Annotated in this window: 22 protein-coding genes; 20 read left to right on the top strand and 2 right to left on the bottom strand. The window is 43.9% G+C overall.

The annotated features are described in order from the left end of the window. Positions 1 to 263 precede the first annotated feature (263 nt). Positions 264 to 1,430, bottom strand: coding sequence for a hypothetical protein (locus EXT47_RS16895; protein ID WP_039493494.1), 1,167 nt, complete (start codon positions 1,428 to 1,430; stop codon positions 264 to 266). 199 nt (positions 1,431 to 1,629) lie between these two features. Between EXT47_RS16895 and EXT47_RS16890 the strand changes: the two genes are divergently transcribed. Together EXT47_RS16890 and EXT47_RS16885 are read left to right on the top strand one after the other, a co-directional pair. Then, positions 1,630 to 3,573: an AsmA family protein gene (locus EXT47_RS16890; protein ID WP_130127113.1), complete on the top strand. Its 1,944-nt coding sequence runs from the start codon at positions 1,630 to 1,632 to the stop codon at positions 3,571 to 3,573. A 239-nt stretch (positions 3,574 to 3,812) separates the two neighbouring features. Further along, positions 3,813 to 4,277: a hypothetical protein gene (locus EXT47_RS16885; RefSeq protein WP_039493498.1), complete on the top strand. Its 465-nt coding sequence runs from the start codon at positions 3,813 to 3,815 to the stop codon at positions 4,275 to 4,277. Here EXT47_RS16885 and EXT47_RS16880 read toward each other — a convergent pair. After that, positions 4,274 to 6,826 carry a serine/threonine-protein kinase gene (locus tag EXT47_RS16880; RefSeq protein WP_130127112.1) on the bottom strand — a complete coding sequence of 851 codons (2,553 nt, stop codon included), beginning with the start codon at positions 6,824 to 6,826 and terminating at the stop codon, positions 4,274 to 4,276. The genes EXT47_RS16885 and EXT47_RS16880 overlap by 4 nt on opposite strands. A 167-nt stretch (positions 6,827 to 6,993) precedes the next feature. Between EXT47_RS16880 and EXT47_RS16875 the strand changes: the two genes are divergently transcribed. The 18 genes from EXT47_RS16875 to rplQ all read left to right on the top strand — a co-directional run bounded on the left by EXT47_RS16875 (position 6,994) and on the right by rplQ (position 16,826). Beyond that, positions 6,994 to 7,833: a polysaccharide deacetylase family protein gene (locus EXT47_RS16875; protein ID WP_039493502.1), complete on the top strand. Its 840-nt coding sequence runs from the start codon at positions 6,994 to 6,996 to the stop codon at positions 7,831 to 7,833. Positions 7,834 to 8,348: 515 nt separating this feature from the next. Then, the gene (gene rplN / locus EXT47_RS16865; RefSeq protein WP_010378257.1) at positions 8,349 to 8,717 is read left to right on the top strand and encodes a 50S ribosomal protein L14; all 369 of its coding nucleotides are present in this window, start codon (positions 8,349 to 8,351) and stop codon (positions 8,715 to 8,717) included. Positions 8,718 to 8,727: 10 nt separating this feature from the next. After that, complete coding sequence (gene rplX / locus EXT47_RS16860; protein ID WP_010378260.1) at positions 8,728 to 9,042, top strand: 50S ribosomal protein L24; 315 nt, start codon at positions 8,728 to 8,730, stop codon at positions 9,040 to 9,042. Between the two features lie 15 nt (positions 9,043 to 9,057). Next, on the top strand, positions 9,058 to 9,597 hold the full coding sequence (gene rplE / locus EXT47_RS16855; protein WP_010378262.1) for a 50S ribosomal protein L5: 540 nt from the start codon (positions 9,058 to 9,060) through the stop codon (positions 9,595 to 9,597). Positions 9,598 to 9,607: 10 nt separating this feature from the next. Beyond that, the gene (gene rpsN / locus EXT47_RS16850) at positions 9,608 to 9,913 is read left to right on the top strand and encodes a 30S ribosomal protein S14 (protein ID WP_010378264.1); all 306 of its coding nucleotides are present in this window, start codon (positions 9,608 to 9,610) and stop codon (positions 9,911 to 9,913) included. Between the two features lie 20 nt (positions 9,914 to 9,933). After that, positions 9,934 to 10,326 (top strand): 30S ribosomal protein S8, encoded by a 393-nt coding sequence (gene rpsH / locus EXT47_RS16845; RefSeq protein WP_010378266.1) that lies wholly within the window; start codon positions 9,934 to 9,936, stop codon positions 10,324 to 10,326. Between the two features lie 13 nt (positions 10,327 to 10,339). Next, positions 10,340 to 10,870 (top strand): 50S ribosomal protein L6, encoded by a 531-nt coding sequence (gene rplF / locus EXT47_RS16840; RefSeq protein ID WP_010378268.1) that lies wholly within the window; start codon positions 10,340 to 10,342, stop codon positions 10,868 to 10,870. Between the two features lie 9 nt (positions 10,871 to 10,879). Beyond that, positions 10,880 to 11,230, top strand: a complete 351-nt coding sequence (gene rplR / locus EXT47_RS16835; RefSeq protein WP_010378271.1) for a 50S ribosomal protein L18 — start codon at positions 10,880 to 10,882, stop codon at positions 11,228 to 11,230. Between the two features lie 9 nt (positions 11,231 to 11,239). Further along, on the top strand, positions 11,240 to 11,746 hold the full coding sequence (gene rpsE / locus EXT47_RS16830) for a 30S ribosomal protein S5 (RefSeq protein WP_010606806.1): 507 nt from the start codon (positions 11,240 to 11,242) through the stop codon (positions 11,744 to 11,746). A gap of 6 nt (positions 11,747 to 11,752) precedes the next feature. Next, positions 11,753 to 11,932 (top strand): 50S ribosomal protein L30, encoded by a 180-nt coding sequence (rpmD, locus tag EXT47_RS16825; RefSeq protein ID WP_010378276.1) that lies wholly within the window; start codon positions 11,753 to 11,755, stop codon positions 11,930 to 11,932. A 4-nt stretch (positions 11,933 to 11,936) separates the two neighbouring features. After that, positions 11,937 to 12,371 (top strand): 50S ribosomal protein L15, encoded by a 435-nt coding sequence (rplO, locus tag EXT47_RS16820; RefSeq protein WP_010378278.1) that lies wholly within the window; start codon positions 11,937 to 11,939, stop codon positions 12,369 to 12,371. Positions 12,372 to 12,382: 11 nt separating this feature from the next. After that, complete coding sequence (gene secY, locus EXT47_RS16815) at positions 12,383 to 13,711, top strand: preprotein translocase subunit SecY (protein WP_010606805.1); 1,329 nt, start codon at positions 12,383 to 12,385, stop codon at positions 13,709 to 13,711. Positions 13,712 to 13,733: 22 nt separating this feature from the next. Continuing rightward, the gene (gene rpmJ / locus EXT47_RS16810) at positions 13,734 to 13,847 is read left to right on the top strand and encodes a 50S ribosomal protein L36 (protein ID WP_002959476.1); all 114 of its coding nucleotides are present in this window, start codon (positions 13,734 to 13,736) and stop codon (positions 13,845 to 13,847) included. A 131-nt stretch (positions 13,848 to 13,978) separates the two neighbouring features. Continuing rightward, positions 13,979 to 14,335 carry a 30S ribosomal protein S13 gene (gene rpsM / locus EXT47_RS16805; protein WP_010378282.1) on the top strand — a complete coding sequence of 119 codons (357 nt, stop codon included), beginning with the start codon at positions 13,979 to 13,981 and terminating at the stop codon, positions 14,333 to 14,335. Between the two features lie 13 nt (positions 14,336 to 14,348). Beyond that, positions 14,349 to 14,735, top strand: coding sequence for a 30S ribosomal protein S11 (gene rpsK / locus EXT47_RS16800; protein ID WP_010378285.1), 387 nt, complete (start codon positions 14,349 to 14,351; stop codon positions 14,733 to 14,735). A gap of 21 nt (positions 14,736 to 14,756) precedes the next feature. Beyond that, positions 14,757 to 15,377 (top strand): 30S ribosomal protein S4, encoded by a 621-nt coding sequence (rpsD, locus tag EXT47_RS16795; RefSeq protein WP_010378286.1) that lies wholly within the window; start codon positions 14,757 to 14,759, stop codon positions 15,375 to 15,377. 24 nt (positions 15,378 to 15,401) lie between these two features. Then, complete coding sequence (gene rpoA, locus EXT47_RS16790) at positions 15,402 to 16,388, top strand: DNA-directed RNA polymerase subunit alpha (RefSeq protein ID WP_010378288.1); 987 nt, start codon at positions 15,402 to 15,404, stop codon at positions 16,386 to 16,388. A 39-nt stretch (positions 16,389 to 16,427) separates the two neighbouring features. Further along, the gene (gene rplQ, locus EXT47_RS16785) at positions 16,428 to 16,826 is read left to right on the top strand and encodes a 50S ribosomal protein L17 (RefSeq protein ID WP_039493510.1); all 399 of its coding nucleotides are present in this window, start codon (positions 16,428 to 16,430) and stop codon (positions 16,824 to 16,826) included. Positions 16,827 to 17,372: the final 546 nt, after the last annotated feature.

The raw sequence follows: 17,372 nt of genomic DNA, 5'->3' as shown, positions 1-17,372 counted from the left end.
TTCCCCATTGAACGCAGAGTTATTATTCGGTTGTTGTCATTGCATTTTCTGCAAAGAGTGAGTGCAAGGGGGAGGCCAACGTCAGGAAATGGCGGAGAATTTATTCTATGTTATTAAAAATATTAGAATTTAATTTCTGAGTTTCGAAAGTAGGACAGAGTGATTTGCATAAATGTTGCACATGGCTGGTGCAAAGTACCATAGCTTGCACAGTATTAATGCAAGCTATGGATTGCGCTAGCCGTTATTGAAGTTTAGGTTAGTTATCCAAAGATGGTGCGCATTAGGCTGATGGTTTCATCAACACTGCGGCCTTTTTCCACTTCAGCGACTATTGAGTCACGTTTGGTGCGAATATGCTCTGGAATAGACTCATCCGCGAGTGCGCGGTCGACTAACACTTCTGCTGACTCTTTACCGCGGCGTACTGTTTTTTTGCCACCACTGGTGCCGCTGCGCTGAGGTTTATGCAGTAGTTTAAAGTAATTGGAGTTAGTGGCGGTGTCTTTATCCGCGTAATAAAACAGGCATGGTAGTAGCGCTTTAATTTCAGCAAGTTGCGTTTCAAACTCATCCACAGGAGCGGCCATCGTATACCATGGCATTGCTTTAATGGTACTGACGACATCGGTCCAGTAACGCTCAAAATCGCGATTGTTAAGTTTAGCAACACCAAGCGCTTGGCACAAAGCGTCAAGCTTGCTCGAGGTTATTGGAGTGAACACATCAGGGCGACGCATTGCTAATAGGCGAGTAGCTGGTGCAAGCGTTGGCTTTTCCTCGCTGCCAGCAAAGGCACTTAAATACCCGACCATAAATGATTGGTAATGTTCGAGCGTCACGTCACCTTCTGCCGGGATTACGGCTAGCGCTTCATCAAAAGCACCCGGAAGGTCGTCTAATAACTGGTGAAAGCCTTTTGCACTTTTGGTGGAGGCAAACCACTCTACGTCAAACTGATACACGCTGGTATCTAAATTTGCAGCATGCTTACCGCTAAAGGCGAGGCGATCTTCTTTGATCATGTCTTTAAGTGGAGTGCTGCGCATTGGTTTAAGATATTCAATTAGTTTTAATTGCTCATCTAGTGCAATCACTTCTTTGTGACTGGCAATAAATGCAGCCACCATAGGCCAAGGCGCAATGCGTAACGTTTTGAGTTGTAAAAAGCTAATCGCTGCGATGAGCAGATCTTGTAGCTTTTTCACTGTAGGTAATTGATGGTCATCCAGTAAATCAAAATTGATACGATTTTTCGCCACATCAAGCAGTTCATAACACCAACCAAGAAAATCTTCAGGGTGATTTTCCACCTTAACCGCCATCAGATTAAGGCTGATCTCCGTGGCCTGTTTGAGGATATTTTGATAAATCTGACTTTCTTGTTCGCCCAAGGCCATGTTTGACGGTGATATGAGCAGTTTCTTCATGCGGGTTAGATACTCCAAGTTTGATTAATAAACCAACCAGTAAAATATAGCTAATGACGCTAAAAACTGGCAAGGGCGAGGATCATACCGATTAGTCAAAAGGTTGCAATCGCTCAGTACAAATTATTTGCCTTTATTCATGGTATATTCGACTACAGCCGTTATCATAAAGAGAACCAAGCCTTACGAAGGAAAAGCAATGAACCGGCTAGTTAAAATCGTAGGCGCCATTGTCGCGCTTATTATTATTCTTGTTATCGCAGCTCCGTTTTTAATCCCCAAACAGGCAATTATTGACCAAGTCACGTCACAGGTTGAGTCAGTGACAGGTAGAAAACTGTCGATCGATGGCGACTCTGACATCGGTATTTTCCCAACGCTGCACATTGAGCTAAACCAAGTGCGATTTGCCAACATGGCAACGGGCAGTCGCCCAGATATGTTTGCCATGGAGCAACTTGCCGTGCATATTCCGTGGTTAAGTGCGCTGTCTGGTGAAGCTAAGCTTGAGCGCTTTGTGATCAATAATCCTAAAATTATTCTAGAAACCGACAAACAAGGTAATGCTAATTGGCAGTTGCTACCCACCAGTGCAGAAAGCGCGCCAACGGCGCAAACCAGTTCACAAGGTAATATGCAGTTACCGGAAGGCTTAGATGTTAGCCTTGGCGAAGTGGCGATTTATGGTGGCTCGGTGACTTATCTTGATGGTGTGACAGGCGCTGAATATCAGGTAACTGATTTAGACATTAGCGTGATGCTATCGTCACTGTACCAACCATTAGAAGTCGACGGCAAGCTGACTTTTCAAGGTCAAACTTTTAACCTAGTTACTACACTCGATAATCCAGCAAAGGCGATCGAAGGTGAAACCTTTAATGTTGAACAACAAGTAAAATCAGCGCTGTTCAACCTTGACTATAAAGGTGAAATTGCAGAGCAAGGTAAAACCATTCGCGGTCAATTAGCCTTGACTAGCGACTCGGTAAAAGCGCTAGCTAAGTGGCAGGGCGTTGACCTAAAAGCCAAAGAAAATGCGTTCAACGACTTTGGCCTAAACGCCAAAATGACGATGCAAGGGCAAGTCTTTACTCTCAATGCCTTAGAGGCAACCTTGGATGAATTGGTAATAAAAGGTCAAAGTAAAGTCACCCTCTCAGGTAAGCCTGATATTACCGCGAGTGTTGACCTTGGCATGTTAGATCTTAACCCTTATTTGCCAGAACCTGTGGAAAAACCACAAACGCAACCTGAATCAGAAGGCGCACCAGCACAGCCTATCGTGTGGGATGACACTGCAATTGATTTGTCAGCACTTAATAGCCTCAATGCGAATGTGAAGATCACCTCTACAGGGCTACGTGCGAGAGAAATTAAGCTTGGCGAAAACCAAATCAGTCTAGTACTTAACTCAGGTAAGGCGACACTGAGCCTAGATAAATTCCAAGCCTATGAAGGTCAGGGTAAAGGTAAGGTTGTTGTAAATGCAGCAGCAAAACCTTATGCCATCAGTACTGACTTTGCGTTAACGGCAATTAATGCTGAGCCTCTACTGACCGATGCCATTGGCTTTGACAAAGTATTGGGTAAAGGTAGTCTTAATTGGGCGTTAAACACACAAGGTGTCAGTCAAAAGCAATTTGTGCATGCTCTAGGTGGTAAATTAGGTTTTGAGTTCAAAGATGGTGGCGTAAAAGGCGCAAACCTTGCTGAGATGATCCGTAAGGGCAAAGAGATGCTCAAAGGCGATTTCTCTTCGGTATCACAAGGACTCAATGCCAATTTCGACCCAGATCAAAAAACCGACTTCTCAGCCATGACTGGCACCTTTGTCTTTACCAAAGGCGTAGGTCAAAACGATGACTTCTCGTTGGCAAGCCCGTTACTACGAGTGACAGGCAAGGGCACCGTTGATTTACCACAAACTTTAGTTGATTACCGTGTGGTGACTGGAATTGTTGATACCATTGAAGGGCAAGCCAGTAGCGATGACAGTACCGGTTTTAAAATTCCGGTGCGGATCAAAGGTCCATTCCACAAAGTTGAAACTAGCCTAGACCTAAAAGAAGCGGCCAAAGACAAAGCCAAAGACAAGGTTAAGGATAAGGTAAAAGACAAACTTAAAGGTTTGTTTGGTGGATAGATCTTTATGACGCTTCAATAAACAGCTCATCTGTTTGTTTTAAATCAATTTCAGCTTAACAAGGGCTTGTCGATGGTAGCCCTTGTTCTATATTTATCGCGAGTTAATTATCTATATGCAGTTATAGTGAGCTTATAATGACTTATGCCTATAAGTTGTAACCAACTGTAATAGAATTACTGCTATTCATGTGCTTAGATAGATGCGAATAGCTCTATAAACAAACGAAGGATAAAAGAATGAGTACACCTACTTTACTCGAATACACGGTGACGCCAAAAGCTGAGGGTAACTGGATATTTTCAAATGACGATAAACCAGTTGAACTTAAATTAGCTCAGGGTGAAAGCGCTGTTCTAACTTATAAGCTCGTTACTGATGAAGCTGGCTGGAGCTTTGCTGAAAACGGTACTTTTTTTACCGAAGCGCAAGACAATTTCAATTATAACCTTATAAGCACATTAAAAGATGAGTTTACGGTTGAGGTGAAGATTGAAGCATTGAATGTTGCGAATACGCTAAGTGAAGATGATATCAAAGCGCTTTCAGCTAATCCTGATGCGAGGGTTGTTACACTCGTAGAGAATAACAACTCGAATATTGAGTTCAGACTTGTTGCTCAATGCAATTCCGCAAATGGTGTCGTGCGTTATTTTTCTCAAGATCCAAGGGTGATAATTGACAACCCAGATGTTCCAGGTTAATTCGTAATTTGCACTTGGCACAGATAGGTAAAATGTTCTGTGCCAATTCTTAATTCAAGTGATGGCGAGTGACATAGTGTCTTGAACCATGACAGGCGATAAAAAGACGGGCTCCAGCCTAAATCAATGCTTTTTTTCAGTGAAGCCATCGCGGAATACTTTTCTTCTATCAGCGTTTGAATTAACGATTTTACGTAAAAAGCTTCAGCTGAATCGGGATACTCAGCCAAATATTCATCAATTGCTATTAATGCCTCTTGGTGCTTACCTAGATGTGCTAAAGCTTGGATGCGCACGACTTCAACTTGGCTTGCTGGATCACTGGCTAAAATTTGCAGATACACTTCACTGGCTTTCGCCTTCTCATCCATTAGTGAATAAATGTCTGCGTAGTTAAGTAAGATTTCTACATTGCTGGGCGCCAACTGAGAGGCTCGTTCAGCAAACTCTAGTGCCCCTTCTAAATCACCTAATAGCATCAATACAATGGCATAATTATTAAAGGTAGCCGTACTTGTATATGAGCGCTCAACTAGAGCTTGATAAGATTTTTCTGCGTCATGGAGCTTACCAAGTAGAAGAGAGATATCGGCAATGGCCTTCAGTGTTTTCAGATTATCTGGGCCGTAGTGGCTGGCTGCTCGTAAGTATGGCAAGGCTTCTTCATATTGGCCAAGCTTCATATTGAACAAGGCTGCATTGCGGATGACTTTTAAGGTTGGCCTAAGTTCATAGGCAAGCTCAGTGTGATGAAGTGCCGAAGTGTAATCGTTTATTAAATGATAGTAGATGCTGATCAGAGCATGCTTTTGATACTCGTCCTTGGCTGAATTCTGAATTGCTAAAAAGGTTCCTTTGGCACGGATTTTGTCTTTTGCAAACGCATAAAACTCGAGATAGGAAGCTTGAATAATTGTACTTGCTTTTAATCTCTTGGGGGCTTGCTGTAATACTTGTTCCCAGTTTAGAAGTATTTGATCATTTGAGCTATCTTCATACAACTGAGTCGCGAGTTCAGAGTAAAGTGAATACAGCGGCAGGAAGTCCGGCGCAGTATCAATCAGCGTTGTTAACTCTTTTAATATCGCAGCGCGGTCCGCCCCTTGTACTAAGCTAGCATCATGCAGTGTGGCGTAGTTATTCAGTAATGTTTTATTGCCAGTGGCTAAATCAGTTGAGCCTCCGGTTAATGAAGTGAGGGCCGAGTCCGTAATAGCAAAAACATGGCTGTAGTTTTCACTCGAGGTCATTATTCGCGCACTATTAATCAAGGCTCCATTAGACGCATCAACTAAGTCGATAACGATGTCACAGCTTTGAATATTACAGTCTAGTTTTATCGTAATGAGTTCATTACTATTTAGCGCTCGCCCCAATGCCTTTAATGGTGCTTCAACTCCAATAAATTTCTGTGTTTGCTCTACTTCACTGTCTGAAATGAAGACGTAATCATCATTACTTAAAAAATGTTGTTTAAGTGCGTCGTTAATTGCTAACTCGATGTTTTGTTGATGTGCTTCAAGTAGTTGAAAAGAGTTTGTGAATTTTATCGGTAGCGCTGCAATATAGATCTTTGGCTTGGTTTCCTGCCAGTACCAGTATCCACCAACGGCTAAGCAAACTAAAAAGGTGAAAAGCGCTGTAATACCTAGTTGCTTTTTACGTGATTTGGCTTTCTCTCTGGCTCGATCTCGTAGCTCTATTTGTTCAAGTGACAGTGTCGCTTCGCTGTTATCGTAGCTAAAGGTGTGTAAAATTTGCTTTAGCTGCTGACTGACTTCATTCGCGCTGCTTGGACGAGCGCTTTTGTCATATTGCAATAGGCGATCAATGAGCTGTGCCAGTGCAGGGGGAATATCTAAAATACGTTTAGCACTTGCTTTTAACGGTTGGAACTTGATCTGTTCAGCAATAGACTTGTCACTGCCATCGTCAGCTTGTTCGAAATAAGGATGATGTCCAGCTAACAGTTGATAGGCTATTAGTCCAAATGAGAATAAGTCACTGCGACTGTCTAGCGTTTCATCACGAAGTTGCTCTGGTGACATTGCTGTGAGACTACCGTAACTGGTATGTGGGCGAGAGGCTTGGTTGTCTTCTAATTGTGAAATACCAAAATCGGCAATTTTGGCTATGCTCTGTTCATTAACCAATATATTGCCAGGTTTTAAGTCTAAATGAAGAATGTTCTGGCCATGAGCTGAGGCCAGACCATCGGCTATATGACTTAGCAGCTCGACTTTTTGCTCGGTAGTTAATACGTGTGTTTTTGTGTAGTGCTGTAAAGTTGCACCTTGCACATATTCCATTTCCAAAGCCATTTGCCCAGCGCTTTCAAATACATCATAAATTTGTACTATGTTTGGATGGTTAAAACGCGCTAACAGGCGGGCTTCGTTGAGTGCATCTGATTGCGTGTGCTGAGTTAGTGATATCACCTTTACCGCTACTCGGCGGCCTAATTTTTTGTCGGTAGCAAGGTACACTTTGCTCATACCGCCTTCGGCGAGCAAGATCACGTCCTGATAGTATTCTTCTAACTTCAACACAGCGCTGTCTTTCTCTTTTATTATTGGGGTTAGTGTATCGCTAAAAATACTAAATTAGTACCATTTGCGTTGGGCTTAGTCGCAAATAACAAGTTGAAAATTTAACACTTTGTCATACTCACAGCCTCATATAGGTTATAAGGATAAATAACAATAAGGACAAACAAATGGCAAAGTTATCTTCTAATTTAGTTTCTCACTTCAGTTTGGCTGCCATGATGGCAAGCGCTCTGCTCGTGAATACGTCTAGTATAGCGGCTGATAGCAACCAAACCTTTAATTACCCCAATAATGCTCGTAACGCAATAAGCCTTACGTTTGATGATGCAAGGCCAAGCCAAGTTGATGTGGGAGTGCCGCTACTCAATCGCCACAAGGTGAAAGGTACATTTTATGTTATGCCACCGCAGGTAAAGGATAGACTCGTATTGTGGCAAGCCGCGGTGAAGCAGGGGCATGAAATAGGTAATCACACCAGTGAACACTTATGTACGGGTAACTTTGCCTGGCTGAGGGAAAAGGACAAAGGGCTGGAACAAGTTGATTTGGCCTACATAGAACGCGATGTAGTAAGCACCACAAAATATATTGAAAAGCATTTGGGCGTAACACCTAGAAGCTTTGCATACCCTTGCGGTAATACCTTTGTTGGTCGCGGCGCTGAAGTAAAAAGTTATGTGCCGGTGATTGCGAAGCATTTTGACAGTGGCCGCACGTGGTTAGATGAAACCGCTAACCACCCAACTTATACTGACTTTGCGCAGCTCACCGGTGTGAGAATGGACGGTGTTAGTTTTGGGGAGCTAAAAGGGTTACTGGAGCACCTTAGGGCAAATAACAGTTGGATAATTCTTGCTGGACATGAGGTGGGTGAAAAAGGCATGTACACCGTCGACACCAAAATGTTAGACCAGCTTATTCCTTACTTACAGGACCCAAAAAATGGTTATTGGTTAGACACAGTAAGCAATGTGGGTGATTACATCAAAAGTAAAAGAGAGCCGTAGGTCGAGATTTATCTCGACTTCTCACAGGACCCTAAAAACGGTTATTGGTTAGACACCGTAAACAGTGTGGGTGATTACATCAAAAGTAAAAGAAAGTCGTAGGTCGAGATTTATCTCGACTTGACGGTTTCTAAAATTCTCTCGTCGCTCTATATGGTTGCTTGCTCAAAGCTTGAGCTTGTTTGTGAGAAAAGGATAAGAAATACTTGTTTGCAGCCTACTAAGCGATATGCCTAAACAATAATCGAAATAAAATTTCCGCTGTAAACTTTGTTCAATATTTGCGCAAGTGGTTGAATTCTCGATTGCTTGCCGCCATATCCTCAAACTGTAATCGGTACGTCATGTTAACGCGTTAAATTAATTAAAAATTGAACTATCTTTGATGCGACATTGCTGATACAATTGCCCGCCCTTGAAAGACATAATCACAGTTTTTTGAGTGGAATTTAACCTAAATGCCTTGATTTTGAACGAAATCTAGGCGAGTTGTAACTACACCGGAGGTCATTAAGATGATCCAAATGCAAACTCAGCTGGACGTTGCTGATAACAGCGGCGCTCGCAAAGTGCAGTGTATAAAAGTCCTTGGTGGTTCGCACCGTCGCTACGCAGCGGTTGGCGACATCATTAAAGTTTCTGTTAAAGAAGCGATTCCTCGCGGCAAAGTGAAGAAAGGTGATGTTAAAAACGCAGTAGTAGTGCGTACTAAAAAAGGCGTACGTCGTCCAGACGGCTCTTTAATCCGTTTCGATAGCAATGCGGCTGTTATCTTAAATGATAACTTACAGCCTATTGGTACTCGTATCTTCGGCCCTGTGACTCGTGAACTTCGTACTGAAAAGTTCATGAAGATCGTTTCACTAGCACCAGAAGTACTATAAGGAGTCGATCATGGCAGCAAAAATCCGTCGTGATGACGAAGTAATCGTACTAGCCGGTAAAGACAAAGGTAAGCGCGGTAAAGTGCTTTCAGTTGTTACTGAAACTGGCCGAGTATTTGTTGAAGGCGTTAACATCATCAAGAAACACCAGAAGCCTGTACCACAACTACAGCAAGCTGGCGGTGTTGTTGAGAAAGAAGCGTCAGTCGACGTATCAAACGTAGCGATTTTCAATGCCGAAACTGGCAAAGCGGATCGTGTAGGTTTTAGATTTGAAGACGGTAAAAAAGTCCGTTTCTTCAAGTCTACCGGTAAAACTATTTAATAGTTGGAGTAGACGATGGCGAAACTGCATGAAGTGTACAAAGACAAAGTGGTAAAAGAGCTTCAAGAGAAGTTCGGTTACAGCTCTGTCATGCAAGTCCCTCAGATCGAAAAGATCACACTTAACATGGGTGTGGGCGAAGCCCTAGCTGACAAGAAAATTCTAGAAAACGCAGTAGCAGACCTAGAATCAATCTCTGGTCAGAAGCCTCTAGTGACTAAAGCACGCAAATCAGTTGCTGGCTTTAAGATCCGTGAAGGTTACCCAATTGGCTGTAAAGTAACCCTACGCGGCGAGCGTATGTGGGATTTCCTAGAGCGTTTAGTCTCTATCGCGATGCCACGTATTCGTGACTTCCGCGGTGTTAGCGCAAAGTCTTTTGACGGTCGCGGTAACTACTCTATGGGCGTACGTGAACAAATCATCTTCCCAGAAATCGATTATGATAAAGTAGACCGCGTTCGCGGTATGGATATCACAATCACTACTTCTGCGAAAACAGATGACGAAGGCCGTGCGTTGTTAGAAGCGTTCAACTTCCCATTCAAAAAGTAAGGGTAGGGTTATGGCAAAGAATTCAATGAAAGCACGTGACGTAAAACGTGCTAAATTAGTTACTCAGTATGCTGAAAAGCGTGCTGCGTTAAAAGCTATCATCAGCGATGTTAATGCATCTGATGATGAGCGTTGGGATGCAGTGTTAAAGCTACAGTCTTTACCACGCGATTCTAGCCCTTCACGTCAACGTAATCGTTGTAACATCACGGGCCGCCCTCATGGTTACCTTCGCAAGTTCGGCTTAAGCCGTATTAAAGTTCGCGAAGCAGCGATGCGCGGTGAAATTCCTGGCCTTAAAAAGGCTAGCTGGTAATAGAATCACGGGAGTAAGACATGAGCTTGCAAGATCCAATTGCGGATTTGTTCACACGTATCCGTAACGGTCAGTCTGCGAAGAAGGTATCTGTTTCAATGCCAACTTCAAAGCTGAAAGTAGCTGTAGCTAAGGTACTTAAAGACGAAGGTTATATCACTGACTTCGCAGTATCTGGTGACGTAAAAGCAGAATTGACTATCGAACTTAAGTACTTCGAAGGCAAAGCTGTAATCGAAAACATCCAGCGTGTTAGCCGCCCTGGTCTACGTATCTATAAGAGACGTGATGAATTACCTAAGGTAATGGGTGGTCTAGGTATCGCTATCGTATCAACTTCTAAAGGCCTGATGACAGACCGCGCTGCGCGTACCGCTGGCGTTGGTGGTGAAATCATTGGCTTTGTAGCTTAATCGGAGGGGAACTATGTCTCGTATAGCGAAGGCTCCAATCAATGTTCCTGCCGGTGTTGAAGTTACAATTAACGGCCAGGACATCAAAGTTAAAGGCAAGAACGGTGAATTAACTCGCACAATCAACGATGCGGTTGAAGTTTCACTAAACGACAACGTTATCACTACAGCTCCTCGTGAAGTTGCTAATGCTTGGGCTCAAGCTGGTACTGCACGTGCGCTAATCAACAACATGATTGTTGGTGTTAACGATGGTTATGAGAAGAAACTACAGCTAGTAGGTGTTGGTTACCGTGCGGCAGTTAAGGGCAATTCATTAGATTTAACCCTTGGCTTTTCTCACCCAGTGAACTTCGAGATCCCAACAGGTATCACTATCGAAGCTCCAAGCCAGACTGAAATTGTTGTTAAAGGCGCAGACAAGCAGTTAGTTGGTCAAACAGCTGCTAACATCCGCTCATACCGTGAACCAGAGCCTTATAAAGGTAAAGGTGTACGTTACGCTGATGAGCACGTGCGTCGTAAAGAGGCTAAGAAGAAGTAAGGTAAGACGATGGATAAGAAAACAGCTCGTCTACGTCGTGCTAAGCGCACTCGTAGAAATATTATCGAACAAGGCACAACACGTCTTGTTATCCACCGCACGCCACGTCACATTTACGCTCAAGTAATCAATGCTGAGGGTAATGTACTGGCTGCTGCTTCTACTGTTGAAAAAGCAATTGTTGAAACAGTTAAAGGCACAGGCAACATCGAAGCGGCTCAAGCAGTTGGTAAAGCAATCGCTGAGCGCGTAGCTGACAAAGGCGTTGAAAAAATCGCTTTTGATCGCAGTGGCTTTAAATATCACGGCCGTGTGAAGGCGCTAGCTGATGCTGCGCGCGAAGCCGGTCTGCAATTCTAGGAGTAGACAATGGCTAACGTAGAAGCAAAAGCACAACAGCCTGAATTGGCTGAAAAGCTAATCGCGGTAAACCGTGTGTCTAAAGTGGTTAAAGGTGGTCGTATCTTTAGCTTCACTGCACTAACAGTAGTTGGTGATGGCGCTGGTAAAGTAGGTTTTGGTTATGGTAAAGCACGTGAAGTTCCTGCTGCTATTCAAAAAGCAATGGAAAAAGCACGTCGTAACATGATCACTGTTGAACTTAAAGGTAACACGCTACAGCACCCAATCAAGGGTCGCCACGCGGGTTCTAAAGTTTACATGCAGCCTGCATCTGAAGGTACAGGTATCATTGCAGGTGGTGCGATGCGTGCAGTACTAGAAGTAACTGGCGTACAGAACGTACTATCTAAAGCATACGGTTCAACTAACCCGATCAACATCGTTCGCGCAACTATCGCAGCGCTAGAGAATATGAATTCTCCAGAAGGTATTGCTGCGAAGCGTGGTCTTAGCGTTGACGAAATCTTGGGGTAAGACACCATGGCAAACACAGTAAAAGTAACTCAAGTACGTAGCTCAATCGGTCGTTTACCGAAGCATAAAGCTACATTACGTGGCCTTGGTTTACGTCGTATCAACCACACTGTTGAGCTAGAAGATACGCCAGCAGTTCGCGGTATGATCAACCAAGTTTCTTACATGGTTAAGGTTGAGGGGTAATTCGATGAACTTGAATACACTTTCACCTGCTGCAGGTTCAAAAACAGCTGGTAAGCGTCTTGGCCGTGGTATCGGTTCTGGTCTTGGTAAGACTGGTGGCCGTGGTCACAAAGGTCAAAAGTCACGCTCTGGCGGTAAAGTACGCGTTGGTTTCGAAGGCGGTCAAATGCCTATGCAACGTCGTCTACCTAAGTTTGGTTTCACTTCACGCAAGTCTCTTGTGTCTAAAGAAGTGAATCTATTCGAAATCGCTAAAGTTGAAGGCGATGTGGTAGATCTAAACGCGTTACAGGCAGCTGGTATCGTTAAAAAGAACATCCAGTTCGTAAAAGTTGTAAAATCTGGCGAAGTTTCACGCGCTGTTACTGTTAAAGGCATGAAAGTGTCTAAAGGTGCACGCGAAGCTATCGAAGCTGCCGGAGGCAAGGTAGAAGACTAAGGAAGTACGCTATGGCTAAACCAGGTCAAGATATGCAAAGTGCACAAAGTGGGCTTGCGGAACTGAAGCGCCGATTACTATTCGTATTGGGTGCTATCATTATTTACCGTCTGGGCTCTTTTGTGCCAATCCCTGGGATTGACGCCGCTGTACTTGCCGAATTCTTCGAGCAACAAAAGGGCACCATTGTTGAGATGTTCAACATGTTCAGCGGTGGTGCGCTTGAGCGTGCATCGGTATTGGCGCTAGGTATTATGCCGTACATCTCGGCTTCGATTATTATGCAGCTATTAACGCACATACATCCTGCGATGATAGAGCTTAAGAAAGAAGGTGAGCAAGGGCGTAAGAAAATCAGCCAGTATACGCGTTATGGTACGCTTGTGCTTGCTACATTCCAATCGATAGGTATCGCTACTGGTCTACCTAACATGATGGAAGGCCTAGTTGTGAATCCAGGCTTCGGCTTTTATTTCACAGCTGTAGTGAGCTTAGTCACAGGAACTATGTTCCTTATGTGGTTGGGCGAACAAATCACTGAGCGTGGTATCGGTAACGGTATCTCAGTTCTAATATTTGTTGGTATTGTAGCTAACCTGCCGTCTGCAATTGGTTCGACAGCAGAAATGGCGCGCCAAGGTGATCTGCATATTTTAGCATTGTTATTGATTGCGGTAATCGTATTCGCCGTAACTTACCTAGTTGTGTTCTTCGAACGTGGTCAACGTCGTATCGTTGTAAACTATGCGAAGCGTCAACAAGGTCGTCAGGTATTTGCTGCTCAAAGCACGCACTTACCACTAAAAGTTAACATGGCGGGTGTTATTCCACCAATCTTTGCTAGCAGTATCATTTTGTTCCCTGGTACAATAGCAAGCTGGTTTGGCCAAGGTGAAGGTCCGGTCGCTGATGTGCTACAAGCTATCTCAGCAGTATTGACTCCAGGTCAACCACTGTATGCGATGGTATTAGCTGCGGCTATTATCTTCTTCTGCTTCTTCTACACTGCGTTGGTGTTTAACCCGCGTGAGACAGCAGATAACCTGAAAAAATCTGGCGCTTTTATTCCAGGCATTCGTCCAGGTGAGCAGACATCTAAATACATTGATAAAGTGATGACACGCCTGACATTGGCAGGTGCTTTGTATATAACCTTTATCTGTCTGGTGCCCGAGTTTATGACTATGGCATGGCAAACGCCATTCTACTTCGGCGGTACATCGATTCTGATTATCGTTGTTGTCATCATGGACTTTATGGCACAAGTACAGACTCATATGATGTCACATCAATATGATTCTGTGCTGAAAAAAGCGAACCTTAAAGGCTACGGCCGTTAAGGTCAGTTTACGGAGTTGAGTAATGAAAGTACGTGCTTCCGTTAAGAAAATTTGCCGTAACTGCAAAGTAATCAAGCGTGCAGGTGTTGTACGTGTGATCTGCAGTGAGCCAAAGCACAAGCAAAGGCAAGGCTAAGCAAATTAAGTCGTGCAGGCTGAGTAACTTTACTTAGCCTGTTTCTTTGGTAAAACTTGAATGTCGGTTGGGTATCCTATACGGGCTTTCCAGCAAGATGATAATCAAGTTTATTTATAGGAGATATGTTAGTGGCCCGTATCGCAGGCATTAACGTTCCTGATCATAAGCATGCTGTTATCGGTTTAACAAGCATCTATGGTGTAGGTAAAACTCGCGCTAAGGCGATCTTAGCTGCGACAGGTATCGCTGAAACTACTAAAATCGGCGAGTTAAATGACGAAACACTTGACATCCTTCGTGAAGAAGTTGGCAAGTACACTGTTGAAGGTGATCTTCGTCGTGAAGTTACACTAAACATCAAGCGTCTTATGGACCTTGGTTGTTTCCGTGGCTTACGTCACCGTCGTTCGCTACCACTACGTGGTCAGCGTACTAAGACTAACGCGCGTACTCGTAAGGGTCCTCGCAAGCCTATCAAGAAATAAGGTGGGGTAAGTTATGGCAAAAGCACCAATTCGTCGTAAAAAGGTCAAAAAGCAGGTTGTTGACGGCATGGCTCACGTTCATGCATCTTTCAACAACACGATTGTGACCATCACTGACCGTCAAGGTAATGCTCTTTCTTGGGCGACTGCGGGTGGTTCAGGTTTCCGTGGTTCTCGTAAGTCTACTCCATTCGCTGCACAGGTTGCTGCGGAGCGTGCAGGTGTTGCTGCACAAGAGTACGGTCTTAAGAACCTAGAAGTATTCATCAAAGGTCCAGGTCCAGGCCGTGAGTCTGCTGTTCGTGCATTGAATGCTGCTGGTTACCGTATCACTAACATCACTGACGTGACGCCAATTCCACACAATGGTTGTCGTCCACCGAAGAAACGTCGCGTATAACAATAGGTTAGGAGAAAGAACATGGCAAGATATTTGGGCCCTAAGCTCAAGCTGAGTCGTCGTGAAGGTACTGACCTGTTCCTTAAAAGCGGCGTAAGAGCAATTGACTCTAAGTGTAAACTAGAAACAGCACCTGGTCAGCACGGCGCACGTAAAGGTCGTCTATCTGATTACGGTTTACAGCTACGTGAAAAGCAAAAAGTTCGTCGTATCTACGGTGTACTAGAAAAGCAATTCCGTAACTACTACAAAGAAGCTGCTCGCCTTAAAGGTAACACAGGTGAAAACTTGTTACAGCTTCTAGAGCAACGTCTAGACAATGTTGTATATCGCATGGGTTTTGCAAGCACACGTGCTGAAGCGCGTCAGCTAGTAAGCCACAAAGCGGTTATGGTTAATGGTCGTGTTGTTAATATCCCTTCTTTCGTAGTTACTCCTGAAGATGTAGTAGTAATTCGCGAGAAGTCTAAAAAGCAAGCGCGTATCATCGCTGCTCTAGAGTTGGCTGAGCAACGTGAAAAGCCAACTTGGATTGAAGTTGACGGTAAGAAAATGGAAGGCACTTTCAAGCGTCTACCAGAGCGTTCTGATCTGTCTGCGGACATTAACGAACAACTAATCGTCGAACTTTACTCGAAGTAAAGTTAAGAGTTAAGAGAGGATAAAATGCAGGGTTCTGTAACCGAATTCCTAAAACCAAGATTAGTCGATATCGACGCTGTAAGCTCAACGCGTTCTAAAGTAGTTTTAGAGCCTCTAGAGCGTGGTTTTGGCCACACACTAGGTAATGCTCTACGTCGTATACTTCTTTCATCTATGCCTGGTTGTGCTGTGACAGAAGTTGAAATTGACGGCGTATTGCACGAGTACAGCGCGAAAGAAGGCGTACAAGAAGACATCATTGAAATTCTGTTAAACCTTAAAGGTCTAGCGGTATCTCTAGAAGGTAAAGATGAAGTTTTCCTTACCCTGACTAAGTCTGGTGTAGGCCCTGTGACTGCGGCTGATATCCAGCACGACGGAGATGTGACTATCGCCAACCCTGAGCATGTCATTTGTCACTTAACGGCTGACAATAGCGAAATCAGCATGCGCATTCGTGTTGAGCGTGGTCGCGGTTATGTACCGGCGTCTAGTCGTTTATCCTCTGATGACGATGAGCGCCCAATCGGCCGTTTGTTGCTAGATGCATCATTCAGCCCGGTTGAGCGTATTGCGTACTCGGTTGAGTCAGCTCGTGTTGAGCAGCGTACAGACTTAGATAAACTAATCATCGATATGGAAACGAACGGCACTTTAGATCCTGAAGAAGCGATCCGCCGTGCGTCAACTATCCTTGCTGAGCAATTAGATGCATTCGTAGACCTACGTGATGTTTCTGAGCCAGAAGAGAAAGAAGAGAAGCCGGAGTTCGATCCGATTCTACTTCGTCCAGTTGATGACTTAGAACTAACTGTACGTTCTGCAAACTGTCTGAAAGCCGAGCAAATTCAATATATCGGTGACTTAGTACAGCGTACTGAAGTTGAGCTTCTGAAAACACCAAACCTTGGTAAGAAGTCTCTAACTGAAATTAAAGACGTGCTAGCTTCACGTGGTCTATCTCTAGGTATGCGCCTAGAAAATTGGCCACCTGCAAGTCTAGCTGAGTAATCTAAGTTACTATATTAGTTTAGTTAGAAGGATAGGGTCATGCGCCATCGTAAGAGTGGTCGTCAATTAAACCGTAACAGCAGCCATCGCAAAGCGATGTTTAGCAACATGGCTGGTTCTTTGGTGAAGCACGAAATCATCAAAACTACTTTGCCTAAAGCAAAAGAGCTGCGCCGTGTAATTGAACCTTTAATCACACTGGCTAAGACTGACAGCGTAGCAAACCGTCGTTTAGCGTTTGCTCGCACGCGTGATAAAGAAGTAGTTGGTAAATTGTTCACTGAGATCGGTCCTCGTTTCGCGGATCGTCCAGGTGGTTACACTCGTATTCTTAAGTGTGGCTTCCGTACAGGTGACAATGCGCCAATGGCTTACATTGAACTACTAGATCGCCCAGCGACTGAAGAAGTTCAAGAAGACGCGCAGTCTGCAGAGTAATTAGTCTTATTAAAGACACAAAAAAAGCCGAGCATAGCTCGGCTTTTTCTTTTTCATAACCCGCACAGTACAATCTCTAGTCTTAGATTTAAACCACAGCTTATTTTCGTAAAGATGCAGATGAACATAAGCAAATAGACCCACACCATAATACTCAGACTCTACAAAATTAACCTCCCATCAAGAACTATCTAAGTTCAAGCTTTTGATTAGGTATATTTAAATGTGCAGATTAACTAAAACTTGGTGAATAAACTCCTCTGGTTACAAGGGTCGCTTAGTTAACGATGATGGTGAGTGTAGATGAGCCAATCACGTAAACATCTAAGGAGAAACGGGGCTACGATATGGTAACTATATAGAGGTGCTAGCGTCAGATAATGGGTTAACTGTATAAAGCAGCCATAAAATGACATTATGAAGGTCCATTTTATCATCATTTAGTGCGGTTTATGGACGTTTCGCTTTATTTTTGCTCGAACAAACGTTTTTTCGCAATTTTCTTTAAAAAAAGGGTTGCACTAAAATCGGATCGCCCTATAATGC

This window comes from Pseudoalteromonas sp. CO342X, assembly GCF_004208915.1.
In the GTDB taxonomy this organism is placed as follows: domain Bacteria; phylum Pseudomonadota; class Gammaproteobacteria; order Enterobacterales; family Alteromonadaceae; genus Pseudoalteromonas; species Pseudoalteromonas maricaloris.
Note: the sequence above shows the minus strand (reverse complement) of the source record. Positions and strands in the feature narration are given on the sequence as shown.

What these genes read in the sequence shown, in the direction of transcription:
- rpsD (WP_010378286.1), top strand. Translation starts at nt 14,757, where the DNA reads ATGGCAAGATATTTGGGCCCTAAGCTCAAGCTGAGTCGTCGTGAAGGT.
- rpsN (WP_010378264.1), top strand. Translation starts at nt 9,608, where the DNA reads ATGGCAAAGAATTCAATGAAAGCACGTGACGTAAAACGTGCTAAATTA.
- rplF (WP_010378268.1), top strand. Translation starts at nt 10,340, where the DNA reads ATGTCTCGTATAGCGAAGGCTCCAATCAATGTTCCTGCCGGTGTTGAA.
- rplE (WP_010378262.1), top strand. Translation starts at nt 9,058, where the DNA reads ATGGCGAAACTGCATGAAGTGTACAAAGACAAAGTGGTAAAAGAGCTT.
- rpsH (WP_010378266.1), top strand. Translation starts at nt 9,934, where the DNA reads ATGAGCTTGCAAGATCCAATTGCGGATTTGTTCACACGTATCCGTAAC.
- rplN (WP_010378257.1), top strand. Translation starts at nt 8,349, where the DNA reads ATGATCCAAATGCAAACTCAGCTGGACGTTGCTGATAACAGCGGCGCT.
- EXT47_RS16875 (WP_039493502.1), top strand. Translation starts at nt 6,994, where the DNA reads ATGGCAAAGTTATCTTCTAATTTAGTTTCTCACTTCAGTTTGGCTGCC.
- rpsE (WP_010606806.1), top strand. Translation starts at nt 11,240, where the DNA reads ATGGCTAACGTAGAAGCAAAAGCACAACAGCCTGAATTGGCTGAAAAG.
- rpmJ (WP_002959476.1), top strand. Translation starts at nt 13,734, where the DNA reads ATGAAAGTACGTGCTTCCGTTAAGAAAATTTGCCGTAACTGCAAAGTA.
- rplO (WP_010378278.1), top strand. Translation starts at nt 11,937, where the DNA reads ATGAACTTGAATACACTTTCACCTGCTGCAGGTTCAAAAACAGCTGGT.
- rplQ (WP_039493510.1), top strand. Translation starts at nt 16,428, where the DNA reads ATGCGCCATCGTAAGAGTGGTCGTCAATTAAACCGTAACAGCAGCCAT.
- rplR (WP_010378271.1), top strand. Translation starts at nt 10,880, where the DNA reads ATGGATAAGAAAACAGCTCGTCTACGTCGTGCTAAGCGCACTCGTAGA.
- EXT47_RS16890 (WP_130127113.1), top strand. Translation starts at nt 1,630, where the DNA reads ATGAACCGGCTAGTTAAAATCGTAGGCGCCATTGTCGCGCTTATTATT.
- EXT47_RS16885 (WP_039493498.1), top strand. Translation starts at nt 3,813, where the DNA reads ATGAGTACACCTACTTTACTCGAATACACGGTGACGCCAAAAGCTGAG.
- rplX (WP_010378260.1), top strand. Translation starts at nt 8,728, where the DNA reads ATGGCAGCAAAAATCCGTCGTGATGACGAAGTAATCGTACTAGCCGGT.
- secY (WP_010606805.1), top strand. Translation starts at nt 12,383, where the DNA reads ATGGCTAAACCAGGTCAAGATATGCAAAGTGCACAAAGTGGGCTTGCG.
- rpmD (WP_010378276.1), top strand. Translation starts at nt 11,753, where the DNA reads ATGGCAAACACAGTAAAAGTAACTCAAGTACGTAGCTCAATCGGTCGT.
- rpoA (WP_010378288.1), top strand. Translation starts at nt 15,402, where the DNA reads ATGCAGGGTTCTGTAACCGAATTCCTAAAACCAAGATTAGTCGATATC.
- rpsK (WP_010378285.1), top strand. Translation starts at nt 14,349, where the DNA reads ATGGCAAAAGCACCAATTCGTCGTAAAAAGGTCAAAAAGCAGGTTGTT.
- EXT47_RS16895 (WP_039493494.1), bottom strand. Translation starts at nt 1,430, where the DNA reads ATGAAGAAACTGCTCATATCACCGTCAAACATGGCCTTGGGCGAACAA.